This window comes from Nocardia concava NBRC 100430, from assembly GCF_000308815.1.
GTDB classification, from domain to species: domain Bacteria; phylum Actinomycetota; class Actinomycetes; order Mycobacteriales; family Mycobacteriaceae; genus Nocardia; species Nocardia concava.
Genome location: NZ_BAFX01000133.1, coordinates 19,256 through 33,296, shown reverse-complemented (window position 1 = coordinate 33,296; position 14,041 = coordinate 19,256). Strand labels below are relative to the sequence as shown.

General features: G+C 67.3%; 14 protein-coding genes. 6 read left to right on the top strand and 8 right to left on the bottom strand.

Features of this window, described 5'->3' with window-relative positions:
- The first annotated feature begins 13 nt into the window (after positions 1-13).
- Together ON43_RS30965 and ON43_RS30960 are read left to right on the top strand one after the other, a co-directional pair.
- On the top strand, positions 14-745 hold the full coding sequence (locus tag ON43_RS30965) for a DJ-1/PfpI family protein (RefSeq protein ID WP_040813214.1): 732 nt from the start codon (positions 14-16) through the stop codon (positions 743-745).
- A gap of 20 nt (positions 746-765) precedes the next feature.
- Entirely contained in the window at positions 766-1,971 is a 1,206-nt protein-coding gene (locus ON43_RS30960) for a cytochrome P450 family protein (RefSeq protein ID WP_040813213.1), read from the top strand.
- Between the two features lie 475 nt (positions 1,972-2,446).
- On the opposite strand, the gene ON43_RS30955 is transcribed toward ON43_RS30960, so the two are convergent.
- The 8 genes from ON43_RS30955 to ON43_RS30920 form a co-directional block, all read right to left on the bottom strand.
- Positions 2,447-3,898, bottom strand: coding sequence for an HNH endonuclease signature motif containing protein (locus tag ON43_RS30955; RefSeq protein WP_063712660.1), 1,452 nt, complete (start codon positions 3,896-3,898; stop codon positions 2,447-2,449).
- A gap of 71 nt (positions 3,899-3,969) precedes the next feature.
- On the bottom strand, positions 3,970-4,584 hold the full coding sequence (locus ON43_RS30950; protein WP_051179473.1) for an SDR family oxidoreductase: 615 nt from the start codon (positions 4,582-4,584) through the stop codon (positions 3,970-3,972).
- Between the two features lie 28 nt (positions 4,585-4,612).
- The gene (locus ON43_RS30945) at positions 4,613-5,293 is read right to left on the bottom strand and encodes an SDR family oxidoreductase (protein WP_218003423.1); all 681 of its coding nucleotides are present in this window, start codon (positions 5,291-5,293) and stop codon (positions 4,613-4,615) included.
- A 17-nt stretch (positions 5,294-5,310) separates the two neighbouring features.
- Positions 5,311-6,126, bottom strand: a complete 816-nt coding sequence (locus ON43_RS30940) for a class II fructose-bisphosphate aldolase (RefSeq protein ID WP_083913865.1) — start codon at positions 6,124-6,126, stop codon at positions 5,311-5,313.
- A gap of 11 nt (positions 6,127-6,137) precedes the next feature.
- Positions 6,138-7,088: a hexose kinase gene (locus ON43_RS30935; protein ID WP_245568827.1), complete on the bottom strand. Its 951-nt coding sequence runs from the start codon at positions 7,086-7,088 to the stop codon at positions 6,138-6,140.
- Positions 7,085-8,236 carry an N-acetylglucosamine-6-phosphate deacetylase gene (locus ON43_RS30930; protein ID WP_040813210.1) on the bottom strand — a complete coding sequence of 384 codons (1,152 nt, stop codon included), beginning with the start codon at positions 8,234-8,236 and terminating at the stop codon, positions 7,085-7,087. Before ON43_RS30930 ends, ON43_RS30935 begins: the two co-directional genes overlap by 4 nt.
- Complete coding sequence (locus ON43_RS30925) at positions 8,233-9,174, bottom strand: ROK family protein (protein WP_245568826.1); 942 nt, start codon at positions 9,172-9,174, stop codon at positions 8,233-8,235. The genes ON43_RS30930 and ON43_RS30925 overlap by 4 nt, the downstream gene beginning before the upstream one ends.
- A gap of 9 nt (positions 9,175-9,183) precedes the next feature.
- Complete coding sequence (locus ON43_RS30920; RefSeq protein WP_245568825.1) at positions 9,184-10,047, bottom strand: SIS domain-containing protein; 864 nt, start codon at positions 10,045-10,047, stop codon at positions 9,184-9,186.
- Between the two features lie 208 nt (positions 10,048-10,255).
- Here ON43_RS30920 and ON43_RS30915 point away from each other — a divergent pair, with 208 nt between their 5' ends.
- The 4 genes from ON43_RS30915 to ON43_RS30900 are packed head-to-tail and all read left to right on the top strand — an operon-like array spanning position 10,256 to position 14,005.
- Positions 10,256-11,497, top strand: coding sequence for an extracellular solute-binding protein (locus tag ON43_RS30915; RefSeq protein ID WP_040813209.1), 1,242 nt, complete (start codon positions 10,256-10,258; stop codon positions 11,495-11,497).
- Between the two features lie 59 nt (positions 11,498-11,556).
- Positions 11,557-12,393, top strand: coding sequence for a carbohydrate ABC transporter permease (locus tag ON43_RS30910; protein WP_245568824.1), 837 nt, complete (start codon positions 11,557-11,559; stop codon positions 12,391-12,393).
- Positions 12,390-13,217, top strand: coding sequence for a carbohydrate ABC transporter permease (locus ON43_RS30905; RefSeq protein ID WP_051179471.1), 828 nt, complete (start codon positions 12,390-12,392; stop codon positions 13,215-13,217). Before ON43_RS30910 ends, ON43_RS30905 begins: the two co-directional genes overlap by 4 nt.
- Positions 13,214-14,005 carry a DeoR/GlpR family DNA-binding transcription regulator gene (locus ON43_RS30900; RefSeq protein WP_040813207.1) on the top strand — a complete coding sequence of 264 codons (792 nt, stop codon included), beginning with the start codon at positions 13,214-13,216 and terminating at the stop codon, positions 14,003-14,005. Before ON43_RS30905 ends, ON43_RS30900 begins: the two co-directional genes overlap by 4 nt.
- The last annotated feature ends 36 nt before the right edge of the window (positions 14,006-14,041 follow it).

The following is a 14,041-nucleotide window of genomic DNA, read 5'->3' as shown; positions in this document are numbered from 1 at the left end:
GGGAGAGTGTCCCATGACATTCCAGATCGCCATCGTCCTCTACAACGGCATGACCGTGCTGGACGCGATCGGCCCCTACGAGGTCCTACGCACACTGCCCGACAGTGAATTGCGATTCGTCTCCAATGAAGTCGGCCCGATCATCTCCGACAGCGGCGTGCTGGCACTGGGCGCGACCCACACCTTCGCCGAGACGCCGTCGCCCGACCTGGTGCTGGTCGGCGGCTCCGAGGCCTCGACCGCCGAGGCGATGGCGAACAAGGAACTCATCGAATGGCTGCGGGCCGTGCACCCGAACACCCAGTGGACGACCTCGGTGTGCAGCGGCGCCCTCATCCTGGCCGCCGCCGACATCCTGCGCGGCCACCCCGCCACCACCCACTGGGCCGCCCAGCCCGCCCTCGCCGCCTTCGGCGCCGAATCGCGTCCGCACGACCGCATCGTGCGCAGCGGCAAGACCGTCACCGCCGCGGGCGTTTCCGCGGGCATCGATCTCGGGCTGTGGCTGGTCGGCGAGATCGCGGGCGAGGAGTTCGCCCAGATCACCCAGCTCGGTATCGAATACGACCCGCACCCGCCCTTCGATATGGGCCACCCCGACAAGGCCTCCGCCACCGTGATGCGCAAGGCCCGCCTGGACATGACCAAGCGTGCGGCCACGCCGCGCCTCCCCGTCGACATCGCCACCGCGATGTGGCGCCTGACCCTCAACCGCATACGGGATCGCGCCGCCGCCAAGCGCTGAATTCCCGTACCGTCGGAAGGGTGACCGAGCTGCTCGGCGATCATTTCTTCGCCAATCCGCATGCGTACTACCGGCTTTGGCACGACGAGGGACCGGTGCACCGGGTGCACTTCGGCGACGGCGTGGACCGGTGGGTCATCATCGGCTACGAGGAAGCGCGGGCAGCCCTCGCGGATCCCCGACTGTGCAAGGACATCGACCGCCTCGAAGCGGTGATCGAGCGCAAGTACGGCGGGAATTGGGACGGACCGCGAACCCACGATGGCTTGCGGCACATGCTCAATGCCGATCCGCCGGATCACACCCGATTGCGCAAGGCGGTGTCGCAGGCCTTCACCGCGCGGCGAGTGGCGGCATTGCGCGGGGTGATCGAGCGGACCGCCGGGGAACTCCTCGACGCGATGGCCGAGCAGGACGAGGTGGATCTGCTCCAGGCCTTCGCAGTGCCGCTGCCGGTCACGGTGATCTGCCATCTACTGGATGTCGACATCGCGGATCGCGGGACGTTCCGGGAGTGGACCAAGGCGCTGGTCGGGACGCTCGAGCCGGACGTGGACCGGGTCAAGGCGCACGGCGAGATGGTGGCCTTCCTGCGGAAGATGTTGCGCCACAAGCGTGACGAGCCAGGCGAGGACATGCTGTCGGCGCTGGTCAACGACGTGGATGCGCGGCTGGACGAGGGCGAGCTCATCGGGATGGCGTTGCTGTTGCTGGTCGCCGGGCACGAGACCACGGTGAATCTGATCGGCAACGGCATGCTGGCGCTGCTGCGAGACCGGCCGCGCCTGGAACAACTGTGCGCGAACCCCGACCTGATCCCCGCCGCCGTGGAGGAATTCCTCCGCTTCGACGGCCCGGTCGACATGGCCACGATGCGATTCACCAGCGAGCCGATCACTGTGGGCGACACCGTCATTCCCGAAGGCGAACTGGTGTTGGTCGCTTTGGCGGCGGGCAACCGTGATCCGCGCCAGTTCACCGAACCGCACCGGCTCGACTTCACCGCGGACCGTGTCGGCCATCTGGGCTTCGGACACGGTATCCACTACTGCGTCGGTGCCCCGTTGGCTCGCCTGGAAGCCCGCATTGCCTTCGCTCAACTGCTGCAACGATTCCCGGAGATCGAGCTGGCAGTGGATGACTCCGAGTTGCGCTGGTACCCCAATGCGGTCATCCATGCGATGAAGCGACTGCCGGTCCGGTTGAAGACGAAAGACAAGAGATAAAAGAAGAAAAGATAAAGAGAGAAGAGAAACAAAGACAAAAGACGCCAGGAGGAGGGGTGGGGAGGGGGCTGGGTTGGGCGCCTCGGTGGCGGGACCAGCCTCCTCGAGGCTCGGGCGCGCAGCGGCCCGGGGAAGAACACTCAAAGACGCCCACAGCGTGTCCGATTCGCCCGGTTGCTGTCATCGAGCGGCACATTTTGGAGGCCGGATTAGGGAGGAACCGGACAAAGGCCCTCCAGGATGTGCCGCTCGACGAAAAGACGGGGTGAGAAACCCTGTGGAGTTGTCAATGATCACTGGTGCTTGGGGTTTTGGTTCTTGTTCTGTTGTCTCGTGAAGGTGATCCGTGCAGTCCGTGGGCCGGGATCGGCGGGGGCGGCTCCCAACCCGGCGTCAGCCCAAGTCCGGTAGGGCAGGCGAGGTGACCACACTTCCCCGTCCCTGCGCACACCAGACGTAGACGAGCAGCCGGGCCTCACGCAGCCGTTGAACCCCACTCCCGGCAACTGGACTCCACCGCACCGGCGACCACCTGCCCCGCGTGATGTTTCTCGTTGACTCGAGCAACACCGCTCGGATCCAACGCCTTCGGCGCGATCCACCCGATCCGCCCGCGATGCTCGGACCCCTTACCCAACATCACCGTCTTCCAGCCGTTCACGCTGTCGTTCACCAACGCGTGGTGGTGATCGCAGACCAAGGCGAGGTTGTCCAGATCGGTCGGCCCGCCCTTGACCCAGTCGGTGACGTGGTGCGCGGCGCACATATCCGCCGGAGCATCGCAGCCCGGGAAGGTGCAGCCACGATCACGCGCCAGCAATCCCCACCGCTGCCCGCAGGACGCGATGCGCTGCCCGTAACCCAGGTACAGCGGAATCCCCTTGTCATCGTTCACGATCAACACCGGACGAGTACCGCCCGCCATCTTCAACGCTTCGTTGATCGACAGCTGCACACCGGAGGCGGTGGTCGCCAGACCCGAACCCCGCTCCAAATCCGCCAGATTCATCTGCAACGTCACCTGCACCGGCATGCCGCGATGGGAGCCGAGCTTGCGCAGATCCAAATCGGGCTGCAACAGGGCGATGAACGCATCATGCACCCGCTGCCCGGCATCACGGCGGTCGCGGCGCGCGGCCGCGTCCAACACCTTCGAGTCGATCAAAGCATCCGACACGTGCGGGCTGTCGGCGTCGTCGCTGTTGCACATGCCGGGGCGGGCGTACTTGGCGAAGAACGCATCCAACAACGCCCGCAACTGCGGGGTGATCCACCCCTCGATCCAAGACATCCCGTCAATACCCGGGCGGCCCACCTTGATTCCGCGACGACGGTGACGATCAGCGTCACTGACCACCGTCCCTTCCGGATCCAACCGAGCCAGGATTTCCCGGCCCATGCGGGGCAGGTCATCAGGCCAGCCCTCGCAGCAGTAGTTGACCAGGATCTGCTCGGTCTCCGCACGGGTTTCGACCGGCACATCGGCGGGCAGATGGTTCATCACGTCGACGATGTTGCGGACATGATCACGCGAGATATCGCCTGCCTCATAGGCTTCCGCGGTCACTTCCAGCACCGGCGGCGCGAGGCGTCCGTTCGCCTGGTGGAATTCCCCGACCTGCGCAGCGATCTTGATGCGGGTGGAGGCGTCGTGGCGGGTCAAGTGCAGGGTGTGACGCAGGAACGCCACCGGGCTTCCGGCACCGGAGGTTTCGGGCAGCGAGCGATCGGTCGCCTCGATGATCAGTTTCGAATCCAGCGACGACAATCGCCGTTTGCTGGTCTCGACCTGCTGCATCATCTCCACGATCTCCTCGTCGGAGAACGCTGTCAGCTCGCCGCCCAGGATGCGGTCGGCGAAGGCCTGTACCGCGGTCACCATGTCGGTGAGGCCGCAGCCCTCGAATGTCACTCCTTTCGAACCCATGTGCTAATTCTACGCCCACGCAGATCCCCTGGGAACCCGAAATGTCCTGTATTACAACGTAATTCGAGAATTCAGTCGGGCATCAATGCGGAGAATGCGGACCCCCAGTCGACGGCCTTCGGCGCATCGTAGAGCTCGAATGTCTTGCCATGGGATTCGGAATGAAGAAGCGCCGCCACCGCGGCCCGGGCCACGGTTTCGCGACTGACTTGGCCGTCACCCCGATCTCCTTGTTCGAGTCGAGCCCCGCTGGCGGCCGAATTGGTCAGCCAGCTGGGCCGGACGATCGCGTACGGCGCTCCGCTGTGTCGGAGAGCCCTCTCGCCAGCCCCGCGCGCGTTGATGATGCCGGCCATGTCGGGGTGCTCCGAGGCGCGGGTGATGTAGATCTGAGAGACGAGAACGACCGGGATCTTTTGTGCGGCAGCCAATTCGGCCAGCCCGGCAACGCCTTTGTTCATGACCGCATCGGCTCCCGCGTCATCGACGGGTGGTTCGACCGAGACCATGACGCCGTCGAACCCATCCAGCAAGTGGGGGTCCGGTTGATTCGCGAGGTCGACCGCGATGCTGTGGCCGTCTCGCGGACGACGGGTGCCCACCACCGCCTCATGGCCCTCTGCGCGTAGTAGTTCGACGGCCAGTCGGCCGGTTCGACCGGTGCCGCCGATAACGAGGTACTTCATGGAAACTCCTGTGGTGCTCGGGAATTCGTTACCAGGGGAGGGGCTGGCCGTCGCGGAAGAAGCCGCCGGTGGGGCCGGAGTCGGGGAGGGTTGCGGCCCAGACGATTCCGGCCGCGCCCTCGGCGACCGGTCGTCCGCCGGGGCCGCCCATGTCGGTGGCCACCCAGCCGGGGCAGATGGAGTTGACCAGGATGCGGTCCGGGCGTAGTTCGGCGGCGAGCATGCGGGTCAGGGCGTTGAGGGCGACCTTGGTGGTGTTGTAGGCGGGGGTGCCCGCGCCCATGCTGGTGAGAGAGGCCGCCTCGCTGGAGACATTCACTATGCGGGGGTGGGCGCTCTTGCGGAGTAGCGGGAGGAAGGCCTGGACCATGCGCCAGGGGCCGTAGAGGTTGGTTTCGGCGGCCTCGTGGACGACAGCCAGGTCGGCGGTCGCGGCGCGCTGCCAGGTGTCGTAAGTGATTGCGGCATTGTTGATCAGCACGTCCAGGCGGCCGTGTTGGCGCTGGACGGCTTCGGCGGCCGCCTGCACGCTCGCGTTGTCGGTGACATCCAGTTGCAAGGGCAGCGCGCCGATCTCCGCCGCGGCGGTCTTCGCGGCATCCTCGGATCGGGCGGTCAGGAGCACGGTGAAGCCGCGCTCGGCCAGTTGTCGGCAGACCTCCCTGCCGATTCCGCGGTTGCCGCCGGTCACCAGCGCGATATCGCTCACGGAGTTGATCTTGCCATTCAATGGCCGCGGAGGACTTCCAGGAAATGCTCGACCTCGCGTTGTATGGCGGCTCGTCCCGGGCCGAGATACTTGCGCGGGTCGGACAGCTCGGGCTGGCTCGCGAGGGCGGTTCGGATCGCCTCGGTGAGGCCGATATTCAGCCTGGTCGCGATATTGATCTTCGCCATGCCGTGGTGGACGGCCGAGCGCAGGCCGTCGTCGGAGACGCCCGAGGAGCCGTGAAGAACCAGGGGGACAGGCAGTTTCGCCGATAGTCGCGCGATCAACTCGTTGTCGAGGCGGGCGTCGCGGGTGTGCATGGCGTGGGAGGAGCCCACGGCCACGGCGAGGGCGTCGACGGCGGTCGCGGAGACGAACGCGGCCGCCTCGTCGGGATCGGTGCGGACGCCCGGCGCGTGCGCGCCGTCCTTGCCGCCGATCGCGCCGAGTTCGGCTTCGACGTGGACACCCCGGTCATGGCACCAACGCGTGATGGCCGCGGTGGATTCGACATTGCGCGCGTAGTCGAGAGTCGAGCCGTCGTACATGACCGAGGTGATGCCGAGTTCCACTGCCTCCGTGATCAATTCGCGGGAGGTGGCGTGGTCCAGATGGACGGCCAGGGCGGTGGGGCTGTCGGCGGCCAGTTGCAGGCAGGCGCGGGCGAGGGGCTTCAGGCCGCCGTGGTAGTGGACGGTGTTCTCCGAAATCTGGAGCACCGCAGGTCGATTCGCGGACGTGGCAGCCGCGGCGATGGCTTCGGCATGCTCCAGCGTGATGACATTGAACGCCCCCAGCCCGCCGGGACGGGCGGCGGCGAGGAGTTCGGGCATGGGGAACAGCGTCACTCGCGATACTCCAGGGCCGGCGCGTCGAGCGCGGTGACGCGGACGCTCGGGGTGAGGCGTTCGCGCAGGGTCAGGTCGATCTCGCCCGCGACGGGGATGACGACGGCCGCGGCGGAGGTCGCGACCGCCTCGGTCAGCACCATCGGCCAGTCCGGGGCGCGGTCGGTGGCCAGGGCGCGGATCACCGCCGCCGTGGCCGCGTCACCCGCGCCGGTCGGATTGCCCGCCAAGGGTTCCGGCAGGGTGGCCGACCAGGCACCCGACTCGGTCACGGCCACCATGCCGTCCGCGCCGCGGGTGGCGATCACGGCGCGGACCCCCGCTTCGAGCAACGGGATGGCGGCGGCAACGACGGCGTCGGGGCGTTCGGCGACAATGCCGGTGAGGCGTTCCAGCTCATCCTGATTGGGCATGAGAACAATGCCCGGAACCGTGGCCGCGGCCTTCAGCGCGGGACCGTCGACATCGCACACGGTCGGGACACCCGCCGCGACGGCGGCGCGCGCCAATTCGGCGGGGACAGTCTCGTCGACTCCGCCGGGCAGCGAACCGGAGACGACCAGGCCACGCAGGTCGGGCAGCAGGAATTCGATGCGATCCCGCAGCCGGTCGACGGCGTGCAATTCGTGCACGTACGCGCCGGGCTCCCACAGTCCGGTCGCGGTGCCGTCGCGGGATTCGCTGATCACCACCGTGCGCCGCACCCACGGCAGCGCAGGCACGAAGTCGGCGGGAAACTCCGCGGCGGCCGCGGCCGCGAACTGATGGTCGGCGAATCCGGTGGCGCAGGTCGAGCTGCCGAGCTGGCCCAGGATGCGCGTGACATTGATGCCCTTGCCGCCCAGCCGTTGTTCGACCGACAGCACCCGTTGCGCGCGCCCGCGTTCGAGGCGTTCCAGGCGGTAGGTCATGTCGTAGGCGGGATTCATGGTCACGGTGAGGATCACGCCAGCCACCGTCCTCGTCTCAGTACGCGTCGCAGGGTGAGTTCGTCGTCGAGGACCACGGCGTCGGCGTACATGCCGGGGCGCAGGTCGCCGACCTCGTCGAGTCCGGCCGCGTCGGCGGGTGTCGCGGTGACCGCGGCGACGGCCTCCGCCAGGGGTACGCCGCACTCCCGGATCGCCCAGCGCAGACCCTGCAGCAGAGTCGAGGTGCCGCCCGCGAGCGAGCCGCCGGGCGCTCGCGCCACGCCCTCGGTGACGGTGACCGTCTGCGGGCCCAGGCGATACTCGCCGTCCGGCATGCCCGCGGCCTGCATGGCATCGGTGACCAGTGCGACGCGCCCCGGGGCGGCCGCGAAAACCAATGCGCCGAAACCGGAATCGACGTGCACGCCGTCACCGATGAGTTCCACGAACGCGTGCCGGTGCGCCGCCGCGACCAGGGCCGCCGCCACCGGACCGGGCTCGCGATGATGCAGCGGCGGCATGCCATTGGCCAGATGCGTGACCAGGGTGCCGCAGCCCTCGGGGCTCAGCGCCGACCGGAAGCGGGCGAAGGTCGAATCGCTGTGGCCGACGGCGACCACCACGCCGCCATCGGCGAGTTGTTTGGCGGCGGTGTCGAAACCGGAACGCTCGGGAGCGAGGGTCATCACCCGCAGCCGTCCGCCGGCGGCGCGCAGGAGGCGATCGATGAGGGCGGTATCCGGGTCTGTCAGATAGTCGAGATTGTGTGCGCCACAACGTATGTGGGAGAGAAACGGGCCTTCGACGTGTATTCCGGCGAGCACGCCGTCGGCGACCAGGTTTCGTAGGGTGCCGACCTGGGCCACCATAGCGTCGGGCGCGGCCGTCACGATGCTGGCGAGCACGCTGGTCGAGCCGTTCCGGTGATGGAAGGCCGCGGCGGCGCGAGCCTCCGCCGGATCCTCCGTGTCGAACCGATGACCGAATCCGCCGTGCGTGTGGATGTCGACGAGTCCCGGAATCACCGTTCCCGCGTACTCGGGAGGCAATTCCCGGTAGGCCGTGGCCCATTCGGTCGCCAGTCGCACCGAGGCGACGCGCTCGCCCTGCACGGTGACCACGGCGTCCTCCAGCACCCCGGAGCGAGTCACCACCCGGCCGCGTAGCTCGAGCCCGCGCTTCACCGCAGCGACCCCGATCTGGCCAGATGGGCCGCGCCGATCAGGCCCGCTCGAATGCCGAACTCGCCCAGCACTATCCGGGGGACGGGAGCCACTCGCAGCAACTCGGCGAGGCGGGCATGCAGGGCCTCGGTGAGAACGGTGCCCGCACGGGCCAGCCCGCCGCCGATGACGATCAGTTCCGGGCAGCTGGCGTGAATGACGCCGAGCAGTCCCGCGGCCAGGGCGTCGACCGCATCATCGATGACCGTGCGAGCCTCGGGGTCGGTAGCGATGGCCGCGAAAACCACATCGGCACCGGTGATTTCACGTCCGGTACGGGCTGCGTAGGCGCGGGCGATGGCCGGACCCGAGGCGACGGTCTCGACGCAGCCGGTATTGCCGCACGGGCAAGGCAGCCCATCGCGATACCGCACCGGGATATGCCCGTACTCCCCGGCCTGCGCGCCACCGGCCGCCCCGGCGGGCGCCCGCACCAATCGCCCACCCACGGAAAGGATTCCGCTGATCCCGGTCCCCAGGACGAGAACGCACACGTCGTCGACGCCGCGCCCCGCACCGTAGCGCCACTCCGCCCACCCGGCGACGGTCACATCGTGATCGATCAGCACCGGCATGCCCCACCGATCCGCGAACCGGCTGCCCACCTTCACATTCCGCCAGCCGAGGTTGCTGCTGAACACGGCGATGGATCGCTCCGGATCGACCAGCCCGGGCAGGATCACCGCGGCCCGCACGACCCGATCACGCTGATCCACCGCCAGCTGCTCCAACAGCCCCGTGCCCAACGCCTCGATCGCCTCGAACGCGGCCTCACCGTGGGGCGTCTCGACGGTCGCCGCACACAGCACGACTCCGTCGACGTCGGTGATCTCGCCCTTCGTGGTGCCGCCCCCGACGTCCACGGCGAGCACCAGATCCGTTGCTGCGTCAGCTATCACGGCACACCATCAGCCCAATATGACCGATCGGCTCAGGTTGCGTGGGCGATCGGGATCCAATCCCAGGTCAGCGGCCCGCAACAGACACAGCCGGTGCACTCGGACCAGCTCGGCCAGGGGGTCGATATCGCGATGCTCGAAATGTGCTCCGGTGGACCGAATCTCGTCGGCGAGGCCCGGGATCAGCGGACCGAACGCCCACACCGCACGACCCGGTCCGGCGAGGCTGATCGGGCCGTGCCGGTACTCGGTGGCCAGATAGGAGTCGGTCCAGGAGCGGCAGGACTCACGCAGTTTCAGGGCCGCCTCGTCGGCGAGCGCGGCGGCGAAACCCATTCCCACGAAACCGATCTGCTCGGCCTGCCGGACATTTCCCAGCGCCTCGGTGTCGGTCTCGGCCAGCACGGTGCGGGCCTGCACGATCGCCGGAGACAGGTCCTCGCCCAGGTGCCAGCGGAGGATCGCCAGCGTCGTTGTGGCAAACCGTGTTTGAACCACCGACCGCTCATCCACCTCGGGGATGAGAATCGGATCGGCCAGGGACAGCGCCGGCGTTCCCGGACTGGAGCTGATCACCGTCCGCGGAACCGCCTCGGGCAGTGCGGAGATGGCGTCCAGTACCTCGGTCGTGGTGCCGGACCGGCAGATCACCAGGTACCGGTCGTACTCGCGCCCGGACGGCATCGCGCTCGCGGGCCAGGCGTCGGTCAACCCCTGCCCCGCCGACTCTCGAAGAGACGCGAAGGCCCGGGCCATGAACAATGAGGTGCCACAACCGAGCACCGCCACCCGTTCGCCCGAGACCGGCAGCAGATTCCGATGGGCGGCGGCGGTATCGGCGGCGCGCGTCCAATCCTCGGGTTGGGTGGCCACTTCGGCAGCCAGATGGGTTGCGGGGGCAGAGATTCGATTCGCATCGGGCGGCACCTACCCAGGATCAACCCAGTGATCGTTCATGTCAATTTTACAGTCCAAACGATCACATTCGAGCAGCATTCACGTTAGATTCAGACAATACGAATCGTTCGCTACATCATCCGCGATTCGTGTCGCGGGGTGTGCAGATTGAGAGGCCCTTGTCGTGAAACGTCCACTGCCCGGAGCGCTTTCCTCCGTCGCGCTGCTGACCGGCCTGGTTCTGACGGTGTCCGCCTGCGGTTTCGGCGGCAGCAAGTCTGACGACTCGGACCCCAACACGCTCACCTTCCTGGCCCCCACCTACAGCGACGGCACCAAGGCCGAATGGGACGGCATCATCGCCGACTTCCAGAAGGCCAATCCGGATATCAAGGTCAAACTCTCGATGGAGTCGTGGGACTCGATCAATGATGTGGTCCGCACCAAGCTGCAGTCCAAGGGCACCACGCCCGACATCCTGAACATCGACGCCTACTCGACCTTCGCCACCGACGGGCAGCTGTACCCCGCGACCGACATCGTGGAGCCCTCGGTCATCACCGATATCCAGCCGGGCTTCGCCAAGAACGCCTCCATCAACGGAACCCAGTGGGCGCTACCGCTTTTCGCCTCCACCCGCACGCTGTTCTACAACACCGACCTGTTCGCCAAGGCCGGTATCGCCGCACCGCCCAAGACCTGGGCCGACCTCACCGAGGACGCCAAGAAGATCCAGGCGCTCGGCGGCGTCTCCGGGTACGGGCTGCCGCTCGGCAGCGAGGAAGCCCAGGGCGAGACCTCCATCTGGACCTTCGGCGCGGGCGGCGGCTGGTCCGACGGCGACAAGGTCACCGTCGATACCCCCGCCAACCTGGAGGGCGTGAAGGCCATGAAGGCCATCGCGGAAGCCGGTGTGACCGAACCGAATCCGGGCGCGACCAACCGGCTCGACGTCATCAACGCCTTCATCCAGGGCAAGATCGGCATGATCGAGGGCCTGCCGCCGACCATCAGCCAGATCGCGACCAAGAACCCGGGCCTGAAGTACGCCACCGCGCCCTCGCCGACCAAGACCGGCGACCCGGTCACCCTCGGCGTGGCCGATCACCTGATGGCGTTCAAGAAGGACGGCAACAAGGCCCCGGCCATCAAGAAGTTCCTCACCTACTTCTATTCCGCCACGGTGTATTCGAAGTTCGTGAGCAGCGAGCACTTCATTCCGATCACCAATAGCGCCGCGGCCGCGCTGGCCGACGATCCGGTGACCAAGGCGTTCGCGGCGACCCTGCCGGTGGCCAAGTTCTACCCCAGCAACAACCCCAAGTGGGGTGCGGCGCAGGGCGCCATCCGGCAGCAGATGGGGACCATCGCACAGGGCAGTGATCCCGCCTCGGTGCTGCAGAAGATTCAGCAGGCGGCGAGTTGAGGGGCGTCGCCTCCCATCGATCCACGGCCACGTTGCGCGCGTTGCCGTGGATCGGCCCTGTGCTCATCCTCATCGCGGCGGTGGTGGCCTTCCCCGCCGCGTACATGTTCTGGACCTCGACCCGTGATCTGAGCGCCTATGGCCAGGATCGCGGGCCGGCCGGATTCGCCAATTTCCGAAGGCTTTTCCGGATCGAGGAGCTGCCCTCGATCCTGCTGCACACGCTGGTGTGGGTGGCCGCGGTCGTGGTGATCACGCTGGTGCTCTCGGCCGGACTGGCACAGTTCCTGAACAAGGACTTCCCGGGACGGACGGCCGTGCGGCTGGCGATCCTGGTGCCGTGGGCGGCGTCGGTGGTCATGACGACCACCATCTTCGACTACATGCTGGACCCGGACGTGGGCATCGCCAATCGGTTCCTGGTCGATATCGGGGTGCTGGACCGGGGATTCGGGTTCACCAAGCAGCCGGGACCGGCGTTCCTGGTGGCCATCGGGGTGGCGGTGTTCGTGTCCATCCCGTTCACGACCTACACGATTCTGGCCGGGCTGCAATCGATTCCGGCGGATATGGACGAGGCCGGGAAAGTGGACGGCGCCAGCTCCTGGCAGCGGTACCTGTATCTGACGCTGCCGCAACTGCGTCCGGCCATGGCGGTGGCGACGGTCATCAACATCATCAACTCGTTCAACTCGCTGCCGATCCTGCAGGTGCTGACCGGCAGCATCGCGGGCTTCTCGGCCGACACCACAACGACCCTGACCTTCAAGCTGATTCGGCAGAATCAGCAGGTCGCCACGGCCGCGGCCATGAGCGTCCTGAACTTCGTGCTGATCCTGGTGATCATCGCGATCTATGTGAAGCTCATCCGGCCCGCCGGTGAGGAGGCGCGATGACCTCGCGGCGACGGTGGGGCCTGACGGCCGTCGGTGCCGTGCTCGCGGCGCTGTTCCTGCTGCCGTATCTGGTGATGCTGCTGGGCTCGCTCAAGCCGCGCTCGGAGATCCTGCGGATCCCGCCGACCTACATTCCCGAGCAGTGGCGTCCGGACAACTACTCGACCATGTGGCACACGCCCGAGACGCCGCTGCCGTTCAATCTGGTGAGTACCGTGGTGATCTCGGTGTTCGGCACCCTGCTGGTGCTGATCGTGGCCATCCCGGCCGCGTACTACACCGCGCGGCGGCGCTTCCCGGGCAAGGCGCTGTTCCTGGGCCTGGTGCTGGTCACCCAGATGCTGCAGCCGACCGTGCTGGTCACCGGCCTGCTGCGGGAGTTCTTCACGCTCGGCATCAATGACACCTGGCTGGCCATGATCCTGGTGAACGGCGCGTTCAATCTCTCGTTCGCGGTGTGGATCCTGCACAGTTTCTTCGCCGGGGTGCCGATCGAGGTGGAGGAGGCCGCGCAGCTGGACGGGCTCAACCGCTGGCAGATCCTGACCCGGGTGAGCCTGCCGCTGGTGTGGCCGGGCATCGTCACCGCGACAGTGTTCGCTTTCGTGTCCTGCTGGAACGAATTCGCCGCCAGCCTGGTCATTCTCACCACGCCGGAGAACCAGCCGCTGTCGGTGGCGCTGACCAAGTTCGTCGGGCAGTACGACGTGGCTTGGCAATATGTCTTCGCCATCTCTACGGTCGGCATCGTGCCCGTAGTCATCCTGTTCGCGCTCATCGAGAAGCGCCTGGTCGCCGGCCTCACCGCCGGCAGCGTGAAATGACCGCTCCCACCGACCGGTCCCAGCGGTGGAATCGCCTGCTGGAACTGCTCGCCGGCACGGGGCGGCTCACCGTCGAGGAGGCGTCGGAGCGGCTGGGCGCGTCACCCGCCACCATCCGCCGCGACTTCACCGCACTCGCCGACCAGGGGCTGGCCACCCGCACACACGGCGGCATCGTCGCCACCGCGGTCGCCTACGACCTGCCCGCGCGCTACCGCGGCAGCGGTGACGAGGCCAAGCAGCGGGTGGCGGAACACGCTGCGGCCCTGGTGGATCCGGCCGAGGTGGTGGCCATGAACGGCGGGACGACCACCACGGCCGTGGCCCGCGCCATCGCGGGACGCACGGATCTGCCCACGTCCGCCGATCACGAGCTCACCATCGTCACCAACGCGCTCAATATCGCGGCCGAACTCGTGCTGCGCCCGCATCTGCGCACGATCTGCCTGGGCGGCATGGCCCGCCGCGAGTCCTATGAACTCCACGGCCCGCTGGCAGCCTCGTCTCTGAACGAATTGCGTTTGGACACCCTGATTCTCGGTGCCGAGGCATTCTCCGCCGAGGGCGGAGCCCAATGTCGCCACCTCGACGAGGCGGGCATCAATGCCGAAATGGTCCGTCGCGCCCGCCGTGTCATCGGCGTGGCCACGGCCGACAAGCTGAATCGCACCGCGCTGGCCCGCATCTGCCCGATCGACTCCCTGCGCATCCTGGTCATCGACCGCGATGCCGATCCGGCCGCATTGGCCGCCATCCGCGACGCGGGGGTGGAAGTTCATCTGGTCTGAGCCGAGGTAATGAATTGTGCGGCCGGCCAAGCTGTT

Excerpts from the sequence above, each read along its gene's own strand:
- ON43_RS30965 (WP_040813214.1), top strand. The coding sequence starts at position 14 with ATGACATTCCAGATCGCCATCGTCCTCTACAACGGCATGACCGTGCTG.
- ON43_RS30955 (WP_063712660.1), bottom strand. The coding sequence starts at position 3,898 with ATGGGTTCGAAAGGAGTGACATTCGAGGGCTGCGGCCTCACCGACATG.
- ON43_RS30950 (WP_051179473.1), bottom strand. The coding sequence starts at position 4,584 with ATGAAGTACCTCGTTATCGGCGGCACCGGTCGAACCGGCCGACTGGCC.
- ON43_RS30940 (WP_083913865.1), bottom strand. The coding sequence starts at position 6,126 with ATGCCCGAACTCCTCGCCGCCGCCCGTCCCGGCGGGCTGGGGGCGTTC.
- ON43_RS30905 (WP_051179471.1), top strand. The coding sequence starts at position 12,390 with ATGACCTCGCGGCGACGGTGGGGCCTGACGGCCGTCGGTGCCGTGCTC.
- ON43_RS30900 (WP_040813207.1), top strand. The coding sequence starts at position 13,214 with ATGACCGCTCCCACCGACCGGTCCCAGCGGTGGAATCGCCTGCTGGAA.